20 protein-coding genes are annotated in these 21,672 nt (G+C 42.5%); 7 read left to right on the top strand and 13 right to left on the bottom strand.

Features of this window, described 5'->3' with window-relative positions; translation table 11 throughout:
- Positions 1 to 8: 8 nt before the first annotated feature.
- Positions 9 to 584: a hypothetical protein gene (locus CLV57_RS05085; protein WP_100340245.1), complete on the top strand. Its 576-nt coding sequence runs from the start codon at positions 9 to 11 to the stop codon at positions 582 to 584.
- A 107-nt stretch (positions 585 to 691) separates the two neighbouring features.
- On the opposite strand, the gene CLV57_RS05080 is transcribed toward CLV57_RS05085, so the two are convergent.
- Positions 692 to 919 (bottom strand): hypothetical protein, encoded by a 228-nt coding sequence (locus tag CLV57_RS05080; protein ID WP_100340244.1) that lies wholly within the window; start codon positions 917 to 919, stop codon positions 692 to 694.
- A gap of 417 nt (positions 920 to 1,336) precedes the next feature.
- Positions 1,337 to 1,537, bottom strand: a complete 201-nt coding sequence (locus CLV57_RS05075) for a hypothetical protein (RefSeq protein ID WP_157799071.1) — start codon at positions 1,535 to 1,537, stop codon at positions 1,337 to 1,339.
- Between the two features lie 313 nt (positions 1,538 to 1,850).
- On the opposite strand from CLV57_RS05075, the gene CLV57_RS05070 reads away from it, so the two are divergent.
- Complete coding sequence (locus CLV57_RS05070; protein ID WP_100340242.1) at positions 1,851 to 3,272, top strand: MAC/perforin domain-containing protein; 1,422 nt, start codon at positions 1,851 to 1,853, stop codon at positions 3,270 to 3,272.
- Between the two features lie 110 nt (positions 3,273 to 3,382).
- On the opposite strand, the gene CLV57_RS05065 is transcribed toward CLV57_RS05070, so the two are convergent.
- Complete coding sequence (locus CLV57_RS05065) at positions 3,383 to 3,724, bottom strand: winged helix-turn-helix transcriptional regulator (protein ID WP_100340241.1); 342 nt, start codon at positions 3,722 to 3,724, stop codon at positions 3,383 to 3,385.
- Between the two features lie 109 nt (positions 3,725 to 3,833).
- On the opposite strand from CLV57_RS05065, the gene CLV57_RS05060 reads away from it, so the two are divergent.
- A complete protein-coding gene (locus CLV57_RS05060) occupies positions 3,834 to 4,577 on the top strand; it encodes an SDR family oxidoreductase (RefSeq protein ID WP_100340240.1) in 744 nt (247 codons plus the stop codon).
- Positions 4,578 to 4,631: 54 nt separating this feature from the next.
- Here CLV57_RS05060 and CLV57_RS05055 read toward each other — a convergent pair whose 3' ends face one another.
- The 3 genes from CLV57_RS05055 to CLV57_RS05045 form a co-directional block, all read right to left on the bottom strand.
- The gene (locus tag CLV57_RS05055) at positions 4,632 to 5,201 is read right to left on the bottom strand and encodes an NUDIX hydrolase (RefSeq protein WP_100340239.1); all 570 of its coding nucleotides are present in this window, start codon (positions 5,199 to 5,201) and stop codon (positions 4,632 to 4,634) included.
- A 252-nt stretch (positions 5,202 to 5,453) separates the two neighbouring features.
- Complete coding sequence (locus tag CLV57_RS05050) at positions 5,454 to 6,014, bottom strand: PPC domain-containing DNA-binding protein (protein WP_100340238.1); 561 nt, start codon at positions 6,012 to 6,014, stop codon at positions 5,454 to 5,456.
- 13 nt (positions 6,015 to 6,027) lie between these two features.
- Positions 6,028 to 7,275: a dicarboxylate/amino acid:cation symporter gene (locus tag CLV57_RS05045; RefSeq protein WP_100341317.1), complete on the bottom strand. Its 1,248-nt coding sequence runs from the start codon at positions 7,273 to 7,275 to the stop codon at positions 6,028 to 6,030.
- Between the two features lie 40 nt (positions 7,276 to 7,315).
- Here CLV57_RS05045 and ligA point away from each other — a divergent pair, with 40 nt between their 5' ends.
- A complete protein-coding gene (gene ligA, locus CLV57_RS05040) occupies positions 7,316 to 9,328 on the top strand; it encodes an NAD-dependent DNA ligase LigA (protein WP_100340237.1) in 2,013 nt (670 codons plus the stop codon).
- Positions 9,329 to 9,479: 151 nt separating this feature from the next.
- Here the strand turns inward: ligA and CLV57_RS05035 are convergent, their stop codons facing one another.
- Entirely contained in the window at positions 9,480 to 12,650 is a 3,171-nt protein-coding gene (locus CLV57_RS05035; protein WP_100340236.1) for an ATP-dependent DNA helicase, read from the bottom strand.
- Between the two features lie 159 nt (positions 12,651 to 12,809).
- A complete protein-coding gene (locus tag CLV57_RS05030; RefSeq protein WP_100340235.1) occupies positions 12,810 to 14,537 on the bottom strand; it encodes a glycoside hydrolase family 3 protein in 1,728 nt (575 codons plus the stop codon).
- Between the two features lie 134 nt (positions 14,538 to 14,671).
- Here CLV57_RS05030 and CLV57_RS05025 point away from each other — a divergent pair, with 134 nt between their 5' ends.
- The 3 genes from CLV57_RS05025 to CLV57_RS05015 all read left to right on the top strand — a co-directional run bounded on the left by CLV57_RS05025 (position 14,672) and on the right by CLV57_RS05015 (position 18,526).
- The gene (locus CLV57_RS05025) at positions 14,672 to 15,307 is read left to right on the top strand and encodes a porin family protein (protein WP_100340234.1); all 636 of its coding nucleotides are present in this window, start codon (positions 14,672 to 14,674) and stop codon (positions 15,305 to 15,307) included.
- Positions 15,308 to 15,466: 159 nt separating this feature from the next.
- Positions 15,467 to 16,621, top strand: coding sequence for a glycosyltransferase family 9 protein (locus CLV57_RS05020; protein ID WP_100340233.1), 1,155 nt, complete (start codon positions 15,467 to 15,469; stop codon positions 16,619 to 16,621).
- A 66-nt stretch (positions 16,622 to 16,687) separates the two neighbouring features.
- The gene (locus tag CLV57_RS05015) at positions 16,688 to 18,526 is read left to right on the top strand and encodes an ABC transporter ATP-binding protein (protein WP_100340232.1); all 1,839 of its coding nucleotides are present in this window, start codon (positions 16,688 to 16,690) and stop codon (positions 18,524 to 18,526) included.
- A 6-nt stretch (positions 18,527 to 18,532) separates the two neighbouring features.
- Here the strand turns inward: CLV57_RS05015 and CLV57_RS05010 are convergent, their stop codons facing one another.
- The 5 genes from CLV57_RS05010 to CLV57_RS04990 all read right to left on the bottom strand — a co-directional run bounded on the left by CLV57_RS05010 (position 18,533) and on the right by CLV57_RS04990 (position 21,528).
- A complete protein-coding gene (locus tag CLV57_RS05010) occupies positions 18,533 to 19,084 on the bottom strand; it encodes an NUDIX hydrolase (RefSeq protein ID WP_100340231.1) in 552 nt (183 codons plus the stop codon).
- On the bottom strand, positions 19,077 to 19,469 hold the full coding sequence (locus tag CLV57_RS05005; RefSeq protein WP_157799070.1) for a hypothetical protein: 393 nt from the start codon (positions 19,467 to 19,469) through the stop codon (positions 19,077 to 19,079). The genes CLV57_RS05010 and CLV57_RS05005 overlap by 8 nt, the downstream gene beginning before the upstream one ends.
- 148 nt (positions 19,470 to 19,617) lie before the next feature.
- Positions 19,618 to 20,415: a TPM domain-containing protein gene (locus CLV57_RS05000; RefSeq protein WP_100341316.1), complete on the bottom strand. Its 798-nt coding sequence runs from the start codon at positions 20,413 to 20,415 to the stop codon at positions 19,618 to 19,620.
- Positions 20,416 to 20,425: 10 nt separating this feature from the next.
- A complete protein-coding gene (locus tag CLV57_RS04995; RefSeq protein WP_100340229.1) occupies positions 20,426 to 20,860 on the bottom strand; it encodes a TPM domain-containing protein in 435 nt (144 codons plus the stop codon).
- An 89-nt stretch (positions 20,861 to 20,949) separates the two neighbouring features.
- Positions 20,950 to 21,528 (bottom strand): LemA family protein, encoded by a 579-nt coding sequence (locus tag CLV57_RS04990; protein ID WP_100340228.1) that lies wholly within the window; start codon positions 21,526 to 21,528, stop codon positions 20,950 to 20,952.
- Positions 21,529 to 21,672 lie beyond the last annotated feature (144 nt).

Here is a 21,672-nt window from a genome sequence, read left to right as displayed (position 1 = left end):
AAAAAATCATGAAAAAAGTTTTAATCGCAGCAGCTTTAGCCTTCACCGGCTTTGCAGCACAAGCACAAATTCAACGCGGTAACGTGTTAATGGGCGGTAACATTGCTAACCTGAGCCTTGGCTTAGATAACAGTAAACAGTTTAGCTTTGACCTTACACCAACCGCAGCCTGGTTTATTGAAGACAACCTGGCATTGGGTGGTTACATCGACTTTGGTGTAACAACTGCAAAAAACTCTCCTACTATTACTCGTTATGGTGTAGGCGCATTAGGCCGCTACTATGCCGGTAATGATGTAGAGATTTTACGTCACGGACGTTTCTTCGGTGAAGTAAATGCTGGTTTTGGCGGAATTAACACAAGCAACGGCACGGGCAATACAAACGGCCTTGCCTTAGGATTCGGCCCTGGTTTTGCCTACTTTATTACGCCAAACGTTGGTTTAGAAACTTTGTTGAAATACAAAGGCGTTGCCGGTTTTGGCAATGCAGCATACCAAAGCACGCTTACACTGTCATTAGGTTTACAGGTTTACCTGCCGGGCCGTAGTACTGCCAACAAGGTTAAAAGCGACATGAGATAATTTGCTTTAAGCTGTTAAAATTAAAGCGATGGGCCGCATAGCCCATCGCTTTTTTTGTTTGCGTTATTTAGTAAATACTTGTAATCCGTCAACAAATTGCACTACTATTATTTACGCATATCTCTATCCTTAAACTGCTTATAATACCTTTTACCGTCCTTTGCACCGTCCCAAACATCGGTAACAGCTTCTATCTTAACAGGTGCATCATTATGCTTTGCGGTTTTAAGCTTAGCTATCCTTCTAAAAGTTCTGTTCCATCGCCTTTTGTCTTGCTTTTCAGATGAGGCTGTAGTTATCCCGAAAAAAGGTGTTTTACGTTGGGAGCGTGACATGCATTTATAAGTAACGATATCAATAAAGCTAATCTATTTCAATTAAGTGATAACAACCGCTTTTCTATTTCTTTTAATATATCTGCCTCCGCCTATGGCTGCAACAACGGTACCCAGCGCTAATGATATAAAGTAACTACCCATTAACGCTTTTATATAAGCGGGTATAAGGAATACGGCAATGGCAAAAGCCAGACAAATAATGCCAGTTATAAAAATGGTTCCACCAACATAATTGGCTAAGCCATTTTTATCCTTACAAGTATTTTCATCATAACCGGCAATAAAACTAACTTGTTTTTAAACTTAATTGCCCATGCAATCAGCATTAGCAGCAGCGCAAAAATGAGTAAGCTGCTCATAATAAAAAGGTCACTTGATGTGAATGGGTCATCATATTAAATAGTGGAGTTATGCTTATAGTTTACGCCTAAGTACCCGAGTAACATACAAACCTACGTAAGAAAGTGCGCTGAACAGTACAATAACTCCAATTAAAGCAATAACTGCTGATACCCACATACTGAATATAAACATTGAGCCAAGCCACAGCAGCAATGATCCTACTACTATATATCCCAGTATTGCGGATGGAGTGATGTTGGCTTTTTTCTTCATTTTTCTTAAGCCAAAATTACATTTAGTAATGTTATGCAATGGCATCAAGAGTAAAAAATACTCTTGATTATAAAGCAGTTAGCACAAATAAAATTAACCATTGATTAAAAATTTCATTAGGAGAAAATTAATGCTATTTTTGTTCAACCTCTACCTAATCTTATCCAATGAAAAGCTACCAGTTAATCTGTGTTACTCTAACGTTAAAAAAATTCAAATTTTATTCTGACGGATTTTACTGATACCGCATCCGCGCAAGCATTATAATACCCTCTACTTTAACCTAAAACTTTATTAACATATAACAATATTTATGAAAAAACTATTTATTCCTTTCTTATTACTGTTTACAATTTTTGCGAGCTGCAAAAAAACATCTATTGAAAACTCACCTACACCTAAGCTTGACAGTGCTTCTAAGCCACCAAAACTCGCTACCATGTCATCAGGCGACGGAGTGCACGACTTACTGGGTTATGGTTACGATGTAACAGGCGTTTATGCCAATCCAATATCGTCTAAATTCTCTGTTATTGATGTAGCCAGATTAAAGGCAGACTTTCCAACCCGGGTTGAATCTCAAGCATCAACGTTGCAAGATTTGAGACTGGTAGCAGGAGAAAACGCGCAATCATACCTGAAAAATCTTGCCACCAATGTATCAAGCTCACTCACACTTGGTATATTCAAAGGAAGCATCTCCGGCTCTTTTAGTGACAACGAGTCTTTCTCGTCAAAATATGTGTACAGCAGTTTCAATCTGATCATTCATCAGAAAATACTCAGATTAAATGCGAGTTATAGCATATTAAAGCAATACCTTCAGCCAACCTTTGAATATGATATACAACATAATACGCCTGAAGCTATAGTTGCCAGTTATGGCACACACGTTTTATCAGACTTTGTACTGGGTGCAAAATTAGAGGCGTTATATAGATCTGAAACTAAAAAATTTGATCGTACCACGGCTGCAAAAGCAGGAGTTGATGTTGGTATAAAAGCCATATTCAGTATCAATACCGGCTATAATTACAGCGCCAATGATACGTATGACAATTATTCTCAGACCTTAAACTATAAAACTTATGGTGGAGACCCTACAAAAAGTTTGGTAGGTAGCATAACAATTGGACAACCTGTATCCGGCATAAACATAGCTGACTGGCAGGGTAGTGCTACACCACAAAATTCACAGTTGGTTGATATAAACCAGGGGGGATTAATTCCAATTTATGAATTAATTGATGACCCGGCAAAAAAAGCCGCTGTAATGACCTACGTTAATCAGTATTTAGCAGCTAACCAGGTTAATGTTACGCCGGTACCTATCCATATGTTCTTTCAAACCTCGCAGGTAAATCATGTTTACACAGCTAACTACAATGACTACCCTTACACACAAAACGGATTTGTTTACTTAGGTGAGGCATTCAAAGCATATGCTTCGCAAATTGATGGTACGCAGCCGGTGCATGTATTTTTTCACCCAACGCAAAAAAATCACTTATACACCATTAACAGGTTTGATTATCCGTATGAGCAAAATGGATTTACCTATATGGGGGTAAACTTTTATGCTTATCCAACCCAGGTGGCCGGCTCTGTAGCCGTACACTGCTATTTTAGCAATAGTCAGAAAAACCACGTGTACACTATAAACAAGTATGATTATCCATATGAAGCTAATGGATATGCTTACTTAGGAATTGCCTTTTACGCGAAGCCGAATTAGGAATTTAATTAACAAAAAAGCGATGGGCAAAACCCATCGCTTTTTTGTTATGATCTGTTTATTCGTAGCCAATGGTACGACTCTGTGTATGATTCCAGCATCCCGCATTATTATCCTTTCCCTGTTATTACTTTCCTGTGCTCTGCTCCCCATCTTGCCAGATCATCAATAATTACCTGTAAAGATTTTCCGTATTGGGTAAGATTATATTCAACCGTTACCGGCTGCGTATTCATTACGGTACGCGTGATCAGCTTATTCATTTCCAGCTCTTTTAGCTCTTTACTCAGCATTTTGTTAGATATGCCCTTCAGGTCGTTAAGTATATCAGAGAAACGCCTTTTGTTATAATAGCAAATGGAAGAGATGATAGAAATTTTCCACTTTCCGTTCAGCACGTCCATTGCATCATGAATGGCCATTATCTCAGCTTTATGACATATACTTTCCATAATAAGTTACCTGGTTACTCAAATGTTACTGTTACTTTTAGTTACAAAGTTACCAAAATAAATAACACAGCAGTAACTTTGCAGGGTAAACATATAAACAAATATAAAAATGAACTTCACAGGTAAAAACGTAGTTATAACAGGTGGCACTACCGGCATTGGGCTGGCCACTGCCAAAGCTTTTATTAATGCAGGTGCTCAAGTATGGATAACCGGCAGAAAAGCTGATAACCTCAAAGCGGCAAGCGAAGAAATTAACAGTGATAAACTAAAAACCGTTCTGTCTGATACGTCAAAACTAACAGACATTGAAGTATTGCAGAACGAGTTTGCAAAAAGCGGCCAAAAACTGGATGTGCTTTTTCTAAACGCAGGGATAGCAACCTTTGCGCCCATTGAGCATGCTACTGAAGCTGATTTTGATGCACAGTTCAACACTAACGTAAAAGGGCCTTATTTTACGTTGCAAAAATTCATCCCCTACCTGGCGGACGGAGCGTCGGTAATTTTCACGTCGTCAATAGTGGCGACCGCATCAAACGCCGGAACGAGTGTTTACTCATCAACCAAAAGCGCGTTAAACAAAGTAGCGAAAATTGCCGCGAATGAACTGGCAGAAAGAAAGATCCGGGTTAATATTGTTAGTCCCGGTCCTATCCTCACCCCTGGTTTTGAAGGCGTAGTTCCGGCTGAAGCAAGACCCAACTTTGCTGCGCTAACCGCGCTGAACAGGTTAGGCCATGCAGACGAAATTGCTAAAACAGTATTGTTCCTTGCTTCCGACGCGGCAAGTTACATCACCGGTACTGAGATAGTTGCCGATGGCGGATATCTTACTTATGCGATGAAATAAATGATTATCTTTTAAATACAGGCGGGCACATTTGTCGGCCTGTATTTTTACTACCTACCTCCCAAACACCCCCGGATACAACATGGCAGCCTTCAAAATAAAGTTAAGTGAGTCGGTTACCCATATTTCGCCATTCAAGGCCATTTGCAAAACCTGCGGTGCGGGTATTAGCACCACTTCGATATCTTCGGTGGCATCCAGCTTTTGTTCGGCAGTACTTTCTGCATCAAAAACAATAAAGCCATAGGTTTCCTGCTTGAGTTTGGTAGGATTAATAGCTATTTTTCCTAATGATATTAATTGATGCTCGGTAGCTTTTATGCCGGTTTCTTCTTCCAGTTCGTTCAGGGCCGATTGAATGATGGTTTTGTTGGTTTGCTGTAACCCACCGGGAATTTCTAAAGTAATCTGGCCGAGCCCATGCTTATACTGCCGCACCAAAACCACCTCATTTTGCTTGGTAATGGCCAGTACCTGCACCACATCGCCCAGGCGCGAAAAGTAATAATCGTAAACATTATTATTACGTAGTCGCACCTGTTGTTTTGTTAGCGGGAACCACGGACTTGGCGATATATCCTCTTCTTCTAAAACCGTCCAGGGTTGTATTTCTTTTTTTATCATCAGTTATGCTTAGTGTATTGAAAGGTGTCCCATGTGGTGGACCAAAATCACGTAACTTTATTAAAATATTCAACACATTGAATATCAATTTTTTATTTAAATATTAAAGCTAGTACTGCTTACTTAAAAGTTGTCCAACAGCATTACAAGCGTTTACTTAAGTCGCTTTTAATCAATTATTTAAATTTTTTAAACCAATAGAAAAAACACGCAAGTCGCACATTTAGATGGACCGGCTTAGTGTTTAAAAAACTATTGCATCAGTTCGGGGTCAGTTAGCACAAAACCGGTTTCGTCTTCTTTCTTTTTATAAACGCCTTCCGGATAAGCTGTAACCATCAGTTCTAACGTTGGCCAAACAATGCCATGGAACAAGTGACCGCCGCGCATAGTGCCATCGCTTTGGCTTACGCTCATGTGTACATGCACAACCGGCTTGCCATTATAGGTAGCTATATTACCAATAAAAGAAACGATCTCGGCTTGTTGCTTAACAGGGAAGATGTGGTACATCTGCTTATCCCTGTCATAGCTACCCAACCTGCCCGAACTTATAGCACCCACCGCGTTAAACTGCGCGAACTTGATACCCTCCTTCTCCGCGAACTCTGTCACCCCGGAAAGAATATCATCACCACGGAATAGAGCAACGATATAGGTTTTGACTTTACCATTGGTATTAACCAGCCTGTATTTCATAGCGGGGGCTTTGCCCTTTTCAATAACTTGTCCGGGTTTTACGTATTCGTCATCCTGCGCGAAGGCAAAATTGGCAGTTAACATCAGGAGTAGAACGGGTAGTAGTTTGTTCATAGTATGTGATATATTAGTTTGTTGCTATTGCCGCGCGATACTTCTCCTCGTCAAACTCCTTCTCGCTTTTGGCAATTACCACGGTTGCCATTCCGTTGCCTATCATGTTGGTAATAGCCCGCGCTTCAGACATAAAGCGATCTACCCCCAATAATATAGCCACGCCTTCTACAGGAATCACCTTAATAGCGGTCAAGGTAGAAGCCAGCACAATAAAGCCGCTGCCCGTCACACCTGCGGCACCCTTTGAGGTAACCATGAGTATGCCGATAATGGTAAGCTGCTGCTCCCAACTCAACGGTATATTAAATACCTGCCCCAAAAATATAACCGACATAGACAGGTAGATAGTGGTTCCATCCAGATTAAATGAATAGCCCGCAGGTATAACCAAACCCACCACCGAGCGCGAACAGCCAAAGCGTTCCATCTTCTCCATCATAGCGGGTAGAACAGGTTCGGAGGATGAGGTGCCGAGTACAATTAATATCTCCTGCCTGATGAATTTGAGATATTGCCACAAACTGAATTTGTAGATATAACAAATTACATTCAGCACAACAAATATGAACAGGAACATGGTTAAGTATACCGAGCCCATCAACTTCAACAGCGGCTGTAAAGTTTCAATACCATAAGTACCCACTGTATACGCCATGCCGCCAAAAGCGCCAATGGGCGCTACCTTCATTACCATGTGCATCATAATAAACAATGCTTTTGATATTCTTTCGAATAGGTTAATTACAGCATGTCCGCTTTCCCCCATCCTACTCAATGCGATGCCAAACAGCACAGCGAAAAAAAGCACTTGAAGAATCTCCCCTTTGGCAAGAGCGTCAAAGAAATTATTTGGAACAATATTCGCCAGAAAATCGCCCCAATGCATCTCGGAAGCGGCCTTTTCATATTGGGCAATGTTCCCGGTGTTAACCTTTACGTGACTTACAAAGCCGGCACCCGGCTTAAGTACGTTACAAACCACAACGCCTATTAGCAGCGCGAAGGTGGTTACTATCTCAAAATAAAGCAATGCCTTGCCTCCTACCCTGCCCACCTTTTTCATATCTTGCATACCAGCTATACCCAACACTATGGTTAAAAATATAACCGGGGCTATCAGCATATTTATTAATTTAATAAAGATTTTGCCGATGAGCTGCGCCGTTTTGGCAAATTGAGGAAAGTATAAACCAACCACCACACCTAAGGCGATGGCTACCAAAACCTGGAAGGTAAGGTTGCTGTATAATCGTTTCATGCGCTTCACAATAATACGATAAAAAACTATCTTCGTTGGCATGTCACCTTCAGAAGCTAAACAACAAATAGACGCATTATCGGCAGAGCTTAAACAGCACACCTACAATTACTATGTGCTGGCTATGCCCACCATATCTGATTTTGATTTTGATAAAAAACTGGAGCAGCTTGCCGCACTGGAGAAGCAGTTCCCCGAGTTTCTGGACCCCGATTCGCCTACACAAAGGGTGGGCGGCTTCGTTACCAAGGAGTTCACCACCGTGCGCCACCGCTGGCCTATGCTCTCATTAGGTAACACCTATAATGAGCAGGAATTGTTAGACTTTGACCAACGCATCCGTAAAGCCATTGGTGATAATTTTGAATATGTATGCGAGTTGAAGTTTGATGGTTTATCTATGAGTCTTACTTACCAGGATGGTAAATTGTTAAGAGCGGTTACCCGTGGCGATGGTTCGCAAGGCGACGATGTTACCACCAACGTAAAAACCATACACACCATACCTAAACGTCTGCATGGCGTTGGCTATCCCGACACGTTTGAGATCCGCGGCGAAGTATTTATGCACCGCAAGGCATTTGAACGACTAAACCAGGAGCGTATAGACAACGGAGAGCAACCTTATGCTAACCCCCGCAACTTTGCTTCGGGTACCATCAAACTCCAAGATTCGAGCGAGGTAGCTAAGCGTCCGCTGGATTGCTTTTTGTATGGTTTGTATACAGAAAAGACCTTATTTAAAACCCATTGGGAAAGTTTGCAGGGTGTTAAAGACTGGGGCTTTCATGTTAACAACGAAAGTCGACTTTGCAATAATATTGAAGAAGTGCTTGCTTTTATTACCGAGTGGGATAAACGCCGCTTTGAACTAAGCTATGATATTGACGGAATTGTTATTAAAGTGAACAGCTACGGTCAGCAACAGGAATTGGGCTTCACCGCCAAATCGCCACGCTGGGCCATATCTTATAAATACAAAGCTGAGCAGGTACAAACCCAGCTATTGGAGGTTACTTACCAGGTAGGGCGCACCGGGGCTGTTACTCCGGTGGCCAACCTGAAACCAGTTTTACTGGCAGGCACCACAGTAAAACGTGCTACCCTGCACAATGCCAACGAGATTTTACGCCTCGATCTGCACAAAGGCGATTGGGTGTTTGTGGAAAAAGGCGGCGAGATTATCCCGAAGATCATCAGCGTGAATCTGGATAAACGCGACGCTTCTGCGGAAGCAATACAATACGTTACACATTGCCCTGAATGCGGCACGCAGCTAAAACGGCAGGAAGGCGAGGCTGCCTTTTACTGCCCTAATGATGAAGGCTGTCGCCCACAGATCACCGGGAAAATGCAGCACTATGTTGGCCGAAAAGCCATGAATATTGACGGCTTGGGTGATGAAACCATTGAGACCTTATTCGCCCGAGGTTTTATCAGGCATATCAGTGATATATATGCATTAAACAACCAGCAGGATAACCTTAAAACAATGGAGCGCTTTGGTGAAAAGTCTATCACCAACATGCTGGAGGGTATTGAAAAATCAAAACAGATGCCGTTTGAAAAAGTGCTGTTTGGTTTAGGCATCCGCTTTATTGGTGAAACCGTAGCTAAAAAGCTGGCGGCTTATTTTAAAAATATTGACGCGCTGATGGCGGCCTCATTTGATGAATTAATTGCTGTTGATGAGATAGGCGACCGCATAGCCCACAGCCTGATTGAATATTTCAGTACAGACAAGCACCGCGAGGAAATAGAGAAACTACGAGCCGCAGGTTTGCAATTTGAGGTTGAAGAAAAAGAAGTAACCTTTGCCAGCGACAAGTTTGCAGGTAAAAGCTTCATCATATCCGGCGTGTTTGAAAAATACTCGCGCGATGAGCTGAAAGACATTATTGAGCAAAACGGCGGCAAAATTCTCAGCAGCATTTCTGCCAAACTGAACTACCTGGTTGCCGGCGATAACATGGGACCATCAAAATTAGAGAAAGCAACCAAGCTTAATATTCCTATTATAAGTGATGAGGAGTTGCTGGCGATGTTGCAGTAGCAATCGTTGGTTTAACCTTGTTTATAAGATTCTTCGCTGCGCTCAGAATGACAAAACAATTTTTAATATATCAACTCAAAGAACTGTCATTCTGAGCGCAGCGAAGAATCTTATAAGCATATTACCGTTATGCTTTTTAAAGAATTAACACTTACTCCTCATCCAACTCCTCACCTACTATACTTAAAATATCATCGGCCTGGGCGAAGTTGCTGCGTACAAAGTGGCACCAATCGCATTCTTTTTTACCGCAGCCGGTGTTAAAATCATGCGCCAGTATTTTTGAATAAACGTCAGTGATCTGATCGGTAACTATCTTAATATCGTCATCGCTGATCACCACCTTTTCTTTGCGATAGTCATCCCCATCAGGTTCAACAAAGTCAAAAATAGTGGTAGTTACGTCCCAGTCGTTACTGCGATCGTTATCAATCAATATCTTATAAAAAACAGCCTGCCGCCAATAATCACCGCCGTTAGGCAAGTCGTCATCGGGACCTTTCAACTTTTTGAAGGCATTTTTAACCTTGCCGGTTTTGTAATCAACAATGGTAGCGTGTTTGCTAACAAACTCAATTTTATCAAGGTTACCTTTTATGGGCACACCTTTAACCTCAATATTTTTAATTGGGCGCTCGGTTACGGCAACTTTGTTCCAGGTTGGTATGTTCTGCTCATAATAAGATGGTAATATTTTCTCACCATAATCATTGCGCAGCTTGAATTCTTCTTTGGTAAACGAGTCGCGGTTGCGGTACATATACCACCTGAACTCTTTCATAAACTGCTCGGTAGACGGGAAATTATCCTCATCATCTTTCAACCACCTGAAAGCTTTATTCAACGCCCAATGCACCGCCTGCCCAAACGTAGCCGAAGGACTTTTACCCGATGGCACCCTTATTAAACACTGAAAATAAAAACGAAGCGGGCAATCCAGGTAATTGTTTAAATGCGTTACAGACAGCGTGTAGTTTTGCAGCAGTTGGTTGATATAGTTGGTATCAAGCAATTCAACCTTGGGTTTTTCAGCTTCGCTAAACTGTGTGGCATAAAACTCCATCATGTCAACATCGCTCACCTGCGGATGCTCTATCAGCATATTGGTTTCGGCAACTATCTCGCCTACAAATTGCGAGGCCTCCTGCGGTTTCTCATTCCTGTCGGCACCGGCGTATGAAATAGATAAGTGTTGCTTAGCGCGGGTAAGTGCTACATAAAACAACCTGCGCGATTCTTCTTTTTGTGATGAATCATCAGCAACGGCTTGCGTTAAGGTATCAGGATAGCTAAAGCCACGGTTACGTCCTTTGCTGTCCCATGTTTTTTTATCGCATCCTATTAAAAACACATGCTCAAACTCCAGTCCTTTTGAACCGTGCGCGGTTAGGAAGTTTACACCGTTATCTGAATATATTACCCGGTTGAGCGCTAAACGGATACCATTCTTCTTCATCAGGTCAATGGTCTCCAATAGTTGAGATAGTTTTATCTCAGGCGACTTGCGGCTTTCGTCTTTCAGGAAATCAAAAAAGTTGGTAAGCATCTGCATGTACGAGCCCTTGTCCGGCTGGTGCATAATGAACTTTAAAATACCCATTTTAGAAATAACACTCTGAAACAATTGTTGCAGTGTAGTGCTTACCGCTTCTTTTAACAGGTATTCAATATTATTGATGAGGTATTTCATCTCATCCTGCTGCACCGTATCAAACAAGCCACGCTGCGCGGGCGCCCGCAGTTCGGTAATATACCTGCGTAGCGAGGTTTTAGACTGGTTATTGGCTGCCGTACTAAAATTCTCCTTAGATACCGCTATGCTGGCCTTGGCTATCTCAATAGGCGGAATGTTAAAGAAATCATAATGCAGTATCTCAAAGAGCAAGTTGTCTCCGCTATAAGGCGAATCCAGTTCCATAGCCAGATAGCGTAGTATTGTAATGATCTTCTCGCCAAAAGGTACAGCCAGAATATCAATTTTACGACGGGTGTTTACGGCTATGTTTTTAACGTCGAGGAAATGTATCAGATCTTCCACCTGATTATGGTTGCGGTAGATCACCGCAATTTCTCCCGGCGGAGTGCCATCAGCAATTAATTTTTCAATACTCAACGCCACATCAACCAGCTCCTTGTTAGGATTTTCATACTCGCGTATAACCGGATGGATAGCATTTTTCTCAAAACGGTTGTGCGCCGCGCGGATATCTTTATCTAATGATAGCTGCCGCGTTAGTCGCTCATTGTTATTAGCTATTAAGGCTTTTGAAATATCCAGAATATGCTGATTAGAACGGTAGTTGTGCTTTAAAACAACAGTGGATAGCGTAGATACGTAATCATTTGCAAAATCAAGGATGTTTTTCATGTTAGCGCCCTGGAATTTGAATATCGACTGGTCATCATCTCCCACCACAAAAACATTGGGCGTTTCCCAATAGTTAAGCAAAAATTTCAAAAGTTCGTTTTGCGATCCGCTGGTATCCTGAAACTCATCTACTAAAATGTAATGGTAGCGCTCCTGGTAACGGCGCAGAATCTCCGGGTTCTCGCGGAAAGCCTTAAGCACCCAGATGATCATGTCGTCATAATCGTAACGACCGCGATCCTTCATTTTAGCACTGTATTTTTGATACTCACCAACGGCGGCCAGCAGCTTTTTCATGGTTTCGCGGGCGGCATCAATATCTTTTTGCTTCGGGTCGCCTATTTTAATGCCTTTTGCCGCATTAGCACGTTTATAAATAAACTCATCGCGGTTAGGCAGGTCGTCTATGTATTCGTCAATGGCCTTTTTAATGAATGCCTCATCCCAGTTTTCCCGCTTCATGGTAGAGAAGAGGTCCTTCAGTCGCGTTACATCATAGTAAACGTCGCCGGTGAAGCGCTTTAAATCATGATCGTTCGGGAACTCATCCACCAGTTCCCTAAACAGCATGGCTGATTCCAGATCAGACAAAGGTTCCAGATTCAACTTACCAAAATACTCCAGGTTCTCCTGAATTACCTCATTACAAAAAGCGTGAAACGTGTAGATGTTAATACGATAAGCATCAGGACCAATAAACTCAAACAGCCTTTTGCGCATGGCAACAGCGCCGGCATCGGTATAGGTTAAACACAATATCTCGCTTGGCAGGGCATCGGTATCCGTTAAAATCTTACCAATGCGGGCAGCTAATATCTGCGTTTTGCCTGTGCCCGGACCGGCAATAACCAGCACAGGGCCATCCATTTTATTAACGGCCGCTAACTGCTCGGGGTTAAGCCCGGCCAGCGCTTCCTGAAATTTGATGTTGTATTTATTGGGATTGGATTGCATAGGAAGATAAAGATAAGGATAAGAGATAGACAATCATTAACAAAATTGTCATTCTGAACGAAGTGAAGAATCTTATAAGCCGTACTAACCGAGCGATTAGTTAATAAAGCGCATAAGATTCTTCACTCCGTTCAGAATGACAAAAAGATTGGGTACACCCTACAACCCTACCTGCCCGCTTCCGGTAGGGAAAAACACATTGATGCCCACAGGTAAACGGCCACGCGGTTTTATTTGTTGGGTGATAGCTCTAACGGCAGCTTGCTGCATGTCCTCGCTGTTTTGGTAGCAAGCTAATAAAGCCTGAGCGCGTTCAATCCCCGGTATGCCCGACATGGCGTATGGGTTGGTGAAACAGCTAATTACCGTATTAGGGTGCGCTGTTAACGCCGCAATAAACTGCTTTACACCACTGCTGTAATCCAATTTGCTCTGCGGGCGCAGGCGGGTATCATGCACACCTACAAAAACCTGGCTGTATTGCTCCAGATTTTTGATAATTCTATTCAACTCGTCAACCGGTGTACTTTTATTTACTAAAAACAAAGTGCTGTTTGGGTACCATTGCCTAAGCTCGGTTTGATAAGCCGTTGGATTGGTAATGCCTACACCAATTATTGCCGTGCGTAACGTTGGATTCATCTGCAGGTCGCGCGGGCCACCGCGTAATTGAGTTACAGCTTCATTACTTAATTGCTGTATCAGCTCCTTAGTTTCAGGTCGGTTTAAATCTGCCAGAACATTATTCATGTTTACAGGCTGCGGCTTGCTCAACCCGGCCCAGTATTTGGCTGCCAATACCTTTTTCACCTTAGCTTCAAACTCCTCTATGGGTAACTGGTGGTGGCGCATGGCCTTTAATATTTTATGGATGGATTCCTTTGAATCCATTGAAAGCTCAATAATATCATTACCCGCCATAAAAGCGCGCAATTCAGCCTCGCCGTGCGGAAAGTATTTAACTACGCCCTGCATCTCCATGGCATCGCAAACTACCAATCCTTTGAAACCAAGGCTGTCTTTTAGCAGGTTGGTCACAATTTTTCGTGACAGCGTTGATGGTAAATTCTTTGTATTATCTAAAGCGGGAATTGCCATATGCGCGATCATCACGCCACTCACACCCTGATCAATGGCTTGTTTAAATGGATAAAGCTCCAATGAATCTAAACGCTGGCGGGTAAATGGCAACAGCGGTAAATCATAATGCGAATCAACATTGGTATCGCCATGGCCGGGGAAGTGTTTGGTTGTAGTAAGCAAACCTGCATCCTGCATACCTTTAAAATAAGCTATACCTTTACGGGCAACATTATATTTGTTATCACCAAATGACCGGTAATTAATAACCGGATTATCAGGGTTATTATTAACGTCCATATCCGGAGCAAAATTCATGTGCATGCCCAGGCGCTTAAAGTCATAGGCAATTTGCTGACCCATTTTATAGATCAACTGTTCGTTCTGCACAGCCCCTAAAGTCATTTGGTAAGGGTATGATTGTGTAGAATCCAGTCGCATGCCTACCCCCCATTCGCCATCCTGCGCTATCAGCAGCGGCACGCGGCTTTCACGCTGATACCTGTTGATCAAAGCCGCTTGCCGGCCCGGTCCGCCCTGAAAGAAAACCAAACCACCCACATGCTGATTATGAACAACTTTAGCTACCGAATCTTCATAACGTTTGCCTTTATTGGTATGGGCACGCACAAAGAACAACTGTGCAATGCGCTCCTTTTTGGTTAATTTATTATATACCGAATCGACCCATTTATTTTGCTGACCAAGCGACTGAATAAAGCTTTGCTGTTGAGCAAACGTATTATTCGCCGAAAGTAAAATAGCAGCTAAGACCAGTAAGCCGCGGTTTTTTATAGTTAATATCATATATGCCTCAAAAATAATTTAAAAAATTTCACAACGCTGTAACTATTTAAAACAAGCGTCGTATACAACCTTACTTTCTGCGCAGAGAGAATTTTTAAAACCTATAGTTAACATACCTAAAAAGTTATTGTGCTATGAAAAAAATTCTCCCTATTATTATTGGATTATTGATTACATCAAGCGCCAACGCGCAACAATTTTTTGGCGCCCGTCAGGATTATGACGATGCATTCCGTCCACGTTTTGGCTTTACCATGGGTGCGGCACTTTCAAACGCGGTACCCGCAGTTAAAAGTAATTACGCAACCGGTGGCTTGGCTGGTTTTAGTTTTGGCTTTACTTATAATTATCCTGTCACTTATCAATTATCTGTTGGAGCCGAAGCATTATATTCTCAAAAAGGATACGAAGCAACTACGCAGTCGGGCCGTTTTAGCCAGCGTTCGCAATTTTTAGACATACCCGTTTTCGCAAAATTTAAAACGGGACACAGAGTGAGTTTGTTTGCAGGACCACAATTTTCTTACATGCTAACTGCCAACAACTCATATAACGAAGGGTTTAACGAGGGCGCAAGGCAATACTACCAATACAATGGCGTAAGGGCTTTTTTTGCCGGAGTAGTTGGTGCAGGCTTTGATGTTAACTCAACTGTAAATGTAAATGTGCGTTACGCCATAGACTTTAAAGGCACCAATGCAAACGGAAATGTTTACGTACCCGAATACCGCAACCAGGCTTTACAACTGGCCTTTGGTTTTAAATTTTAATTTTCCTTCTTATTAACTGATTCAATAATTACTACTGCCACCTCTGACCGGGTGGCTTTTTCTGTTAATAAAGGACGGTTAACGCGTTAAACTATAATTGCTATTTTAGCGTTTTTTAAGCACCGCTGTAGTTTATTTAAATCTACTTTAAGAAGGCCGATGGTAATAAAAAAGAGAAATTCGTTCAGGTTAACACGGTTTATATTGTTGAAACTGCCCTACTTGCTGCGGCTTATCAACAAACTTTTCAAACCCAGAAAGCGCCTGCTTATTATAAAAATAGATGCCATTGGTGATTATGTACTTTTCCGCAATTATCTGGAAGTTGTGCGCACATCGCAAAAGTTTAAAGATTATGAAATAGACCTGATAGGCAATATTGCCTGGAAAGATATAGCGCTATGGTATGATAAGCCTTTTATTTCAAGGTTCAGGTTTATAAAGCCCGATGAGTTATATGAAAGCCCGCGAAAGGTTTTGGGGCTGGCGCTATCGCTGTTCAATTCACGTTATGAAATAGTGCTCCAACCTGCTTATACACGCACATTTATTGGTGATGGCCTGGCTGCTTTAACGGGAGCAACAAATATTATTGGCTTTGAGAGCGACACTGAAGGTATTGCGCCGAGGTATAAAATTAAAACCGATAAATATTACAGCGAACTACTTAAGTTGCCTAAAGTGCTGTATTTTGAGTTTGACCGCAGCCGCTTTTTCTTTGAACAGGTTTTAAAACAAAGCATAGACCTAACAGGGCCGCATTTTCCTTCAAAAGATGCCGGTAAGCAAGGCGTAACTGTGTTTTTAGGAGCGGGCAACCCCAAACGTGGCTGGCGTACCGAGAACTTCTCGCAATTGATGGAACTGATAATGGCTGAAACAGCTCGCCCCGTCAACCTGGTTGGCGGCCCCGAAATGGAAGAAACCGCCCAACAAATAGAAGCCTTGCTTCCGCCCGAAAGCGTGATCAATATGGTTGGGAAAACATCATTGCCCAAGGTGATAGACCATATAATGCGTACATCGCTGGTTATCTGTAACGAAACAAGCGCGGTGCATATGGCTGCTGCCTGCGGCACAAAAGCCGTATGTATTTTAGGCGGCGGGCATTTTGAGCGGTTCGCCCCCTACCCTGAGCACGTTTACAACCGCACTATTTTTGTTTACGAAAAAATGCCCTGCTATAACTGCAACTGGCTTTGCATTTATGATACCGCACCCGGGCAACCTTTCCCATGTATTGATAAGGTAACGCTGGCCGATGCCTGGCGCGCCACCCGGAAACAACTGGGTATATTACCCATGCCGGCATAATACGGTTAAGTGGCTTTTAGCGTTATTGGTAAATAAAGTTAACTTTGCACACTTTATATACTTTTAATGAAGACTTATTTCCGGCTACTCTCATTTGCCAAACCAATTGAAAAATTTGCCATCCCCTACATAATATATACACTTTTATATGTTGTTTTAAGTTCGCTGGTTTTTGCTTTGCTAACACCGCTGTTAAACACACTTTTCTCGGCGGATGAATGTAATACTGTTGCGGCAACAGCTAAGGCGGCCAAAAACACAGGTTTTTTTAACCTGAGTGCAATGTATAACCATTACATGCAATACTTCATTACCAATCACGGTGCTGTAGGCGCATTAAAGTTTGTTTGCGGTACTATCATTATTACTATTTTTTTGGGTAACTTATTCAGGTACCTTTCTGCCAGGGTAATGGAAAATTTGCGTTTGCATACCCTGCTTAACCTTCGTAGAGCAGTTTTTAATAATGTGATGGATCTGCACATGGGCTATTTTAACAATGAGCGCAAAGGCGATATCATATCAAAAATAGCTTCCGACGTTCAGGTGGTACAATACTCGGTTACCGGCACTTTACAGGTAATTTTTAAAGAGCCATTGCAGATCATCGTATTCCTGATCATGCTTTTCTCTTACTCGGTTGAACTTACTTTGTTCTCTTTATTGGTAGTGCCGGTTTCGGGCTTTATCATATCGCGAATTGTTAAGCGCCTTAAACACCAGGCGGTTGAAGCTCAACAAAGCTACGGACGCATGATCAGCTACCTGGACGAATCATTACAGGGCATCAAAATAATTAAGGCATTTAATGCTTCGTGGTTTATAAAAGAGCGGTTTGACGACGAGAACAAAAAATATTCGAAAATAATGCGCAGCATGTCAAGAAAACAGCAGTCAGCCTCTCCTGTTTCTGAAACACTTGGCGTTACCATGATCGCGTTTATTGTGTTATATGGAGGCACGCTGATATTAGAACACAGATCCACGCTGGATGGTGGTCAATTTATTTCTTACATCGCTATTTTTTCGCAGTTAATGCGCCCCATCAAATCTATTACAGACTCATTCAGCAATATCCACGCGGGTATTGCGGCAGGCGGACGCGTTTTGGAGCTGATTGATGAAAAACCACTGGTAGTTGATGCGCCAAATGCTGTAGCGTTGCCGGGCTTTGAAGAGCATATCGCTTTTAAAGATGTATCATTTGCTTATGGTGATAAAACGGTACTGTCGGGCATCAACTTAAATATCCCTAAGGGCAAAACAGTAGCGTTGGTAGGTCCGTCGGGCGGTGGAAAGTCTACTTTAATGGATCTGATCCCTCGTTTTATGGATCCGCAAAGCGGCAGCATCGCTGTGGATGGTATTAACATTAAGGAAGCGAGCACAACCTCATTGAGAGCACTAATGGGCATTGTTAACCAGGAATCTATTTTGTTTAACGATACCATTTTTAATAACATAGCTTTTGGTAAACCCGATGCCAGACCCGAGCAGGTGGAAGAAGCCGCGCGCATTGCCAATGCCCACAATTTTATTACGGAAACCGAGAACGGCTATCAAACCAATATTGGCGACAGGGGCTCTAAACTATCCGGCGGTCAGCGTCAACGTATTTGTATAGCAAGAGCAGTATTGAATAATCCGCCTATTATGTTGCTGGATGAAGCTACTTCGGCATTAGATACCGAATCAGAAAAACTGGTACAGGATGCGTTGAATAACCTGATGAAGAACCGCACCTCGCTTATTATAGCACACAGGTTAAGCACCATTCAAAATGCGGATGAAATAGTGGTGTTGGAAAACGGAAAAATAATTGAACAAGGCAATCATCAGCAACTTATGGCGCACAATGGCGTTTACCGTAAGCTGATCGATATGCAAACCTTTGCGGAAGATTAGTAAGCATTAAAGCTTATTCAACTTACTTAAAGCGTAAAACAGCCCGGTGCAATGTAAAGCCTGGGCTATTTTATTATCAGCCAATAGCTGCTTTACTTCCTCAATAGTATATTGCTCTACCACTACTTCTTCGTGCTCATCAAGCGCCTGCTCCTGTACCTTAACGCCGCCTGTGGCCAGGTAACAAAAGGTTTTGTTATTTGCAGTTGACGGATTTGCATACACGGTAGACAGCAACTCTATTTTATCAAACTGATAACCTGTTTCTTCCAATAATTCACGGCGCATGGCATCTTCGGGTTTTTCATCACCATCAATTACCCCACCCGGAATCTCCAGCGAAACAATTCCTGCAGCGTGTCGATATTGGCGTACCATAAGGACTTTTCCTTCATTAGTAAAAGCTACGCCATTTACCCAGTTGGGATATTCTAACACATAGTACTCGTCAACAATCCGGCCATCAGGCATTTCACACTTGTCGGTACGTAAAGTGGCCCATGGGCCTTTATGTATATAGGATGAGCTAAGCAGCTTCCACTTTAAATTTTCACTCATGGTTATTTTCGAAATACCTGTAAATGGCATTTCGTTTACTAATGTTATCGAAAGATTGAAAGCGATGTTTTTGTTCTAAAACATCAAAAATGATCATCACCTTTTTTAACAGCAGTTTCGTATCCGCGTCATTGTAAAAAGGTTCAGCAAAAACATATAAAAGCTGACTTAAAGCGTTTAATTTTTCTGCATTATACCGGCCCGAATTAACAAGGCTTTTAAACTCATCTTCATTTAAATTGATGAGCGCTTCCAGTTCAGCCTCGTATTCTTCTTTAAGGACTTTTTCGAACTCATCAGCGAATTCCTGCTTGGTACCCTGCTCTTTAATGCCCATTAGTTTGGCGATGATAAGCGCTATTTTACGCGTCTCATCTATGATCATATCGCGATACATCTTGCCGATTGTTGAATTACTGAATTATTGATTTATTGAATAAAGTGGCCGTATAGGTAGAACTAAAGAATATTGAACTATTTATTCTGACAGACAAATCAACAATTCAATAACTCCGCAAATCAGTAATTAAGCCCTACCAGCTACCGCCCGACCCGCCGCCGCCGAAGCTGCCACCGCCAAAGCCGCCAAAACCACCGCCGCCGCCTGAACTGCCACCGCCGCCCCAGCCGCTACCACCGCCACCGCGATTACCGCTGTTCATTAGTGAGCCTGCCAGCATCCACCAGAACGGGCTTGCGCTACCACGCCTGCCAATAACCTGTCCGCCGCCGCCACCACCGCCTCTGCGGAAGATCATGATGAGAATAAACACAACAATGATAACCACAAAGCCAATAGAACCGCCGCCGTCACGTTTTTCACTGCGTTTAACTTCTCGCGCATCTGCCTTGTATTCGCCCTTATTGTATTTTATTATGGCATCTGTACCGGCATCAAGTCCGCCATAAAAATCATCCGCCTTAAAGCGAGGGTTTATTTCATTAACACGAATCTGCTGAGTAATAACATCGGGTAGTTGGCCCTCCATACCGTAACCGGTTTGGATAGATAGTTTGCGATCATCCTTAGCAACCAGTATAACTATACCCGTGTTTTTATCCTTATACCCTACGCCCCAGCGCCTGCCCAATTCGGTAGCATACTCGTTCACATCGTAATCACCGATGGAGCGCATCATAACCACCGCTATTTGTATGCCGGTAGAGTCATCAAAGGCAACCAGTTTGTCTTCCAAACGCTGCTTTTCTTCGGCCGAAAGCGTGTTGGTATAATCAGTTACCAGGGTGTTTGATTTTGCCGGGAAATCCTGAGCGAATGAGAACAGGCCCAGCAAAAGCAGACTGGAAAATATCAATAGTTTTTTAAACATGTTTATGCGTTTAATCGCCATCCATAAATGCAACATCATTTGATATTTCATTTACATCATCAGGCTGGCCAGGGAAAAACGTGCCCAGCTTTTCGCCGGCGCGGGTTATACCTGCAATAATTCCTTCAACTAAATTGCCGTGCTTAAATTGCTCCAGCATCTCATCTTTTGTGCAATCCCAAAAGTCTGCAGGCACCACTTTGTTAATACCGGCATCGCCAATTATGGCAAACTTACGGTCAACAGTTGCCAGGTAGATCAAAACCCCATTGCGGAGCTTTGTTTTTTCCATACTCAACTGGTAAAAATATTTAGCAGCGCGGTCAAGCACTTCTTCCTTACAGTTCTTCTCCACACAAATACGTATCTCGCCCGAAGTGTTTTTCTCGGCTTTGGCTATCGCATCCGTGATCTGCTGCTGTTCAGCGTCGTTGAAGAGGGTCATAGTTAGTTGATTAGTGATTAGTGTGATCAGAGATTAGTAACAAGAGCGTAAAAAAACTAATCTCTGATCACTAATCTCTATTCTCTAACTTAGAACTGTACTTTAGGAGCTTTGTCTGTTCCGGCTTCGGCCTGGAAATATCCTTTTTCGCTAAAGCCAAACATTTTTGCAGTGATGTTGGCCGGGAAGCTGCGTACCTTGGTATTAAACTCCTGCACGGCATCATTAAAATCTTTACGGGCAACAGTTATACGGTTTTCTGTACCTTCCAATTGTGCCTGCAAACCCATAAATGCTTCGTTAGCTTTTAACTGCGGATAGTTTTCTGACACAGCCAGTAACCTGCCCAAAGCAGAACTTAACTGCCCTTGCGCTGCCTGGAACTGCTGAATAGCCTCGGGCGTTAATTTAGTTGGATCAACCTGTACAGAAGTAGCTTTGGCACGTGCTTCAATTACCGCTGTTAAAGTATTTTGTTCAAAATTAGCGGCGCCTTTTACGGTAGCAACCAGGTTAGGTATTAAGTCGGCACGGCGCTGATACTGGGTTTGTACAGCCCCCCATTTGCCTTTAACGTTCTCATCTAATTTTACCATGCTGTTGTAGCTGCATGAGCTTAATGACATGGCACCTACTATAAACAATATTGCTGCGAATAATTTTTTCATTTTTATTTAGCTTAAGTTTTTGGGTTTTAGATAGCAAACTACATACCGTTGTTACAAATAGTGTTTAACACTGTCAGTTCGGCATGTTTGGTAAATATAACAAGTTTAAGGTTGATAGGTTGTGATAAGGGTTATTTTTAATGG

It is taken from the genome of Mucilaginibacter auburnensis (assembly GCF_002797815.1).
GTDB classification, from domain to species: Bacteria; Bacteroidota; Bacteroidia; order Sphingobacteriales; family Sphingobacteriaceae; genus Mucilaginibacter; species Mucilaginibacter auburnensis.
The sequence above is the reverse complement of the archived record's forward strand: the minus strand, read 5'-3'. Positions and strand labels throughout refer to the sequence as shown.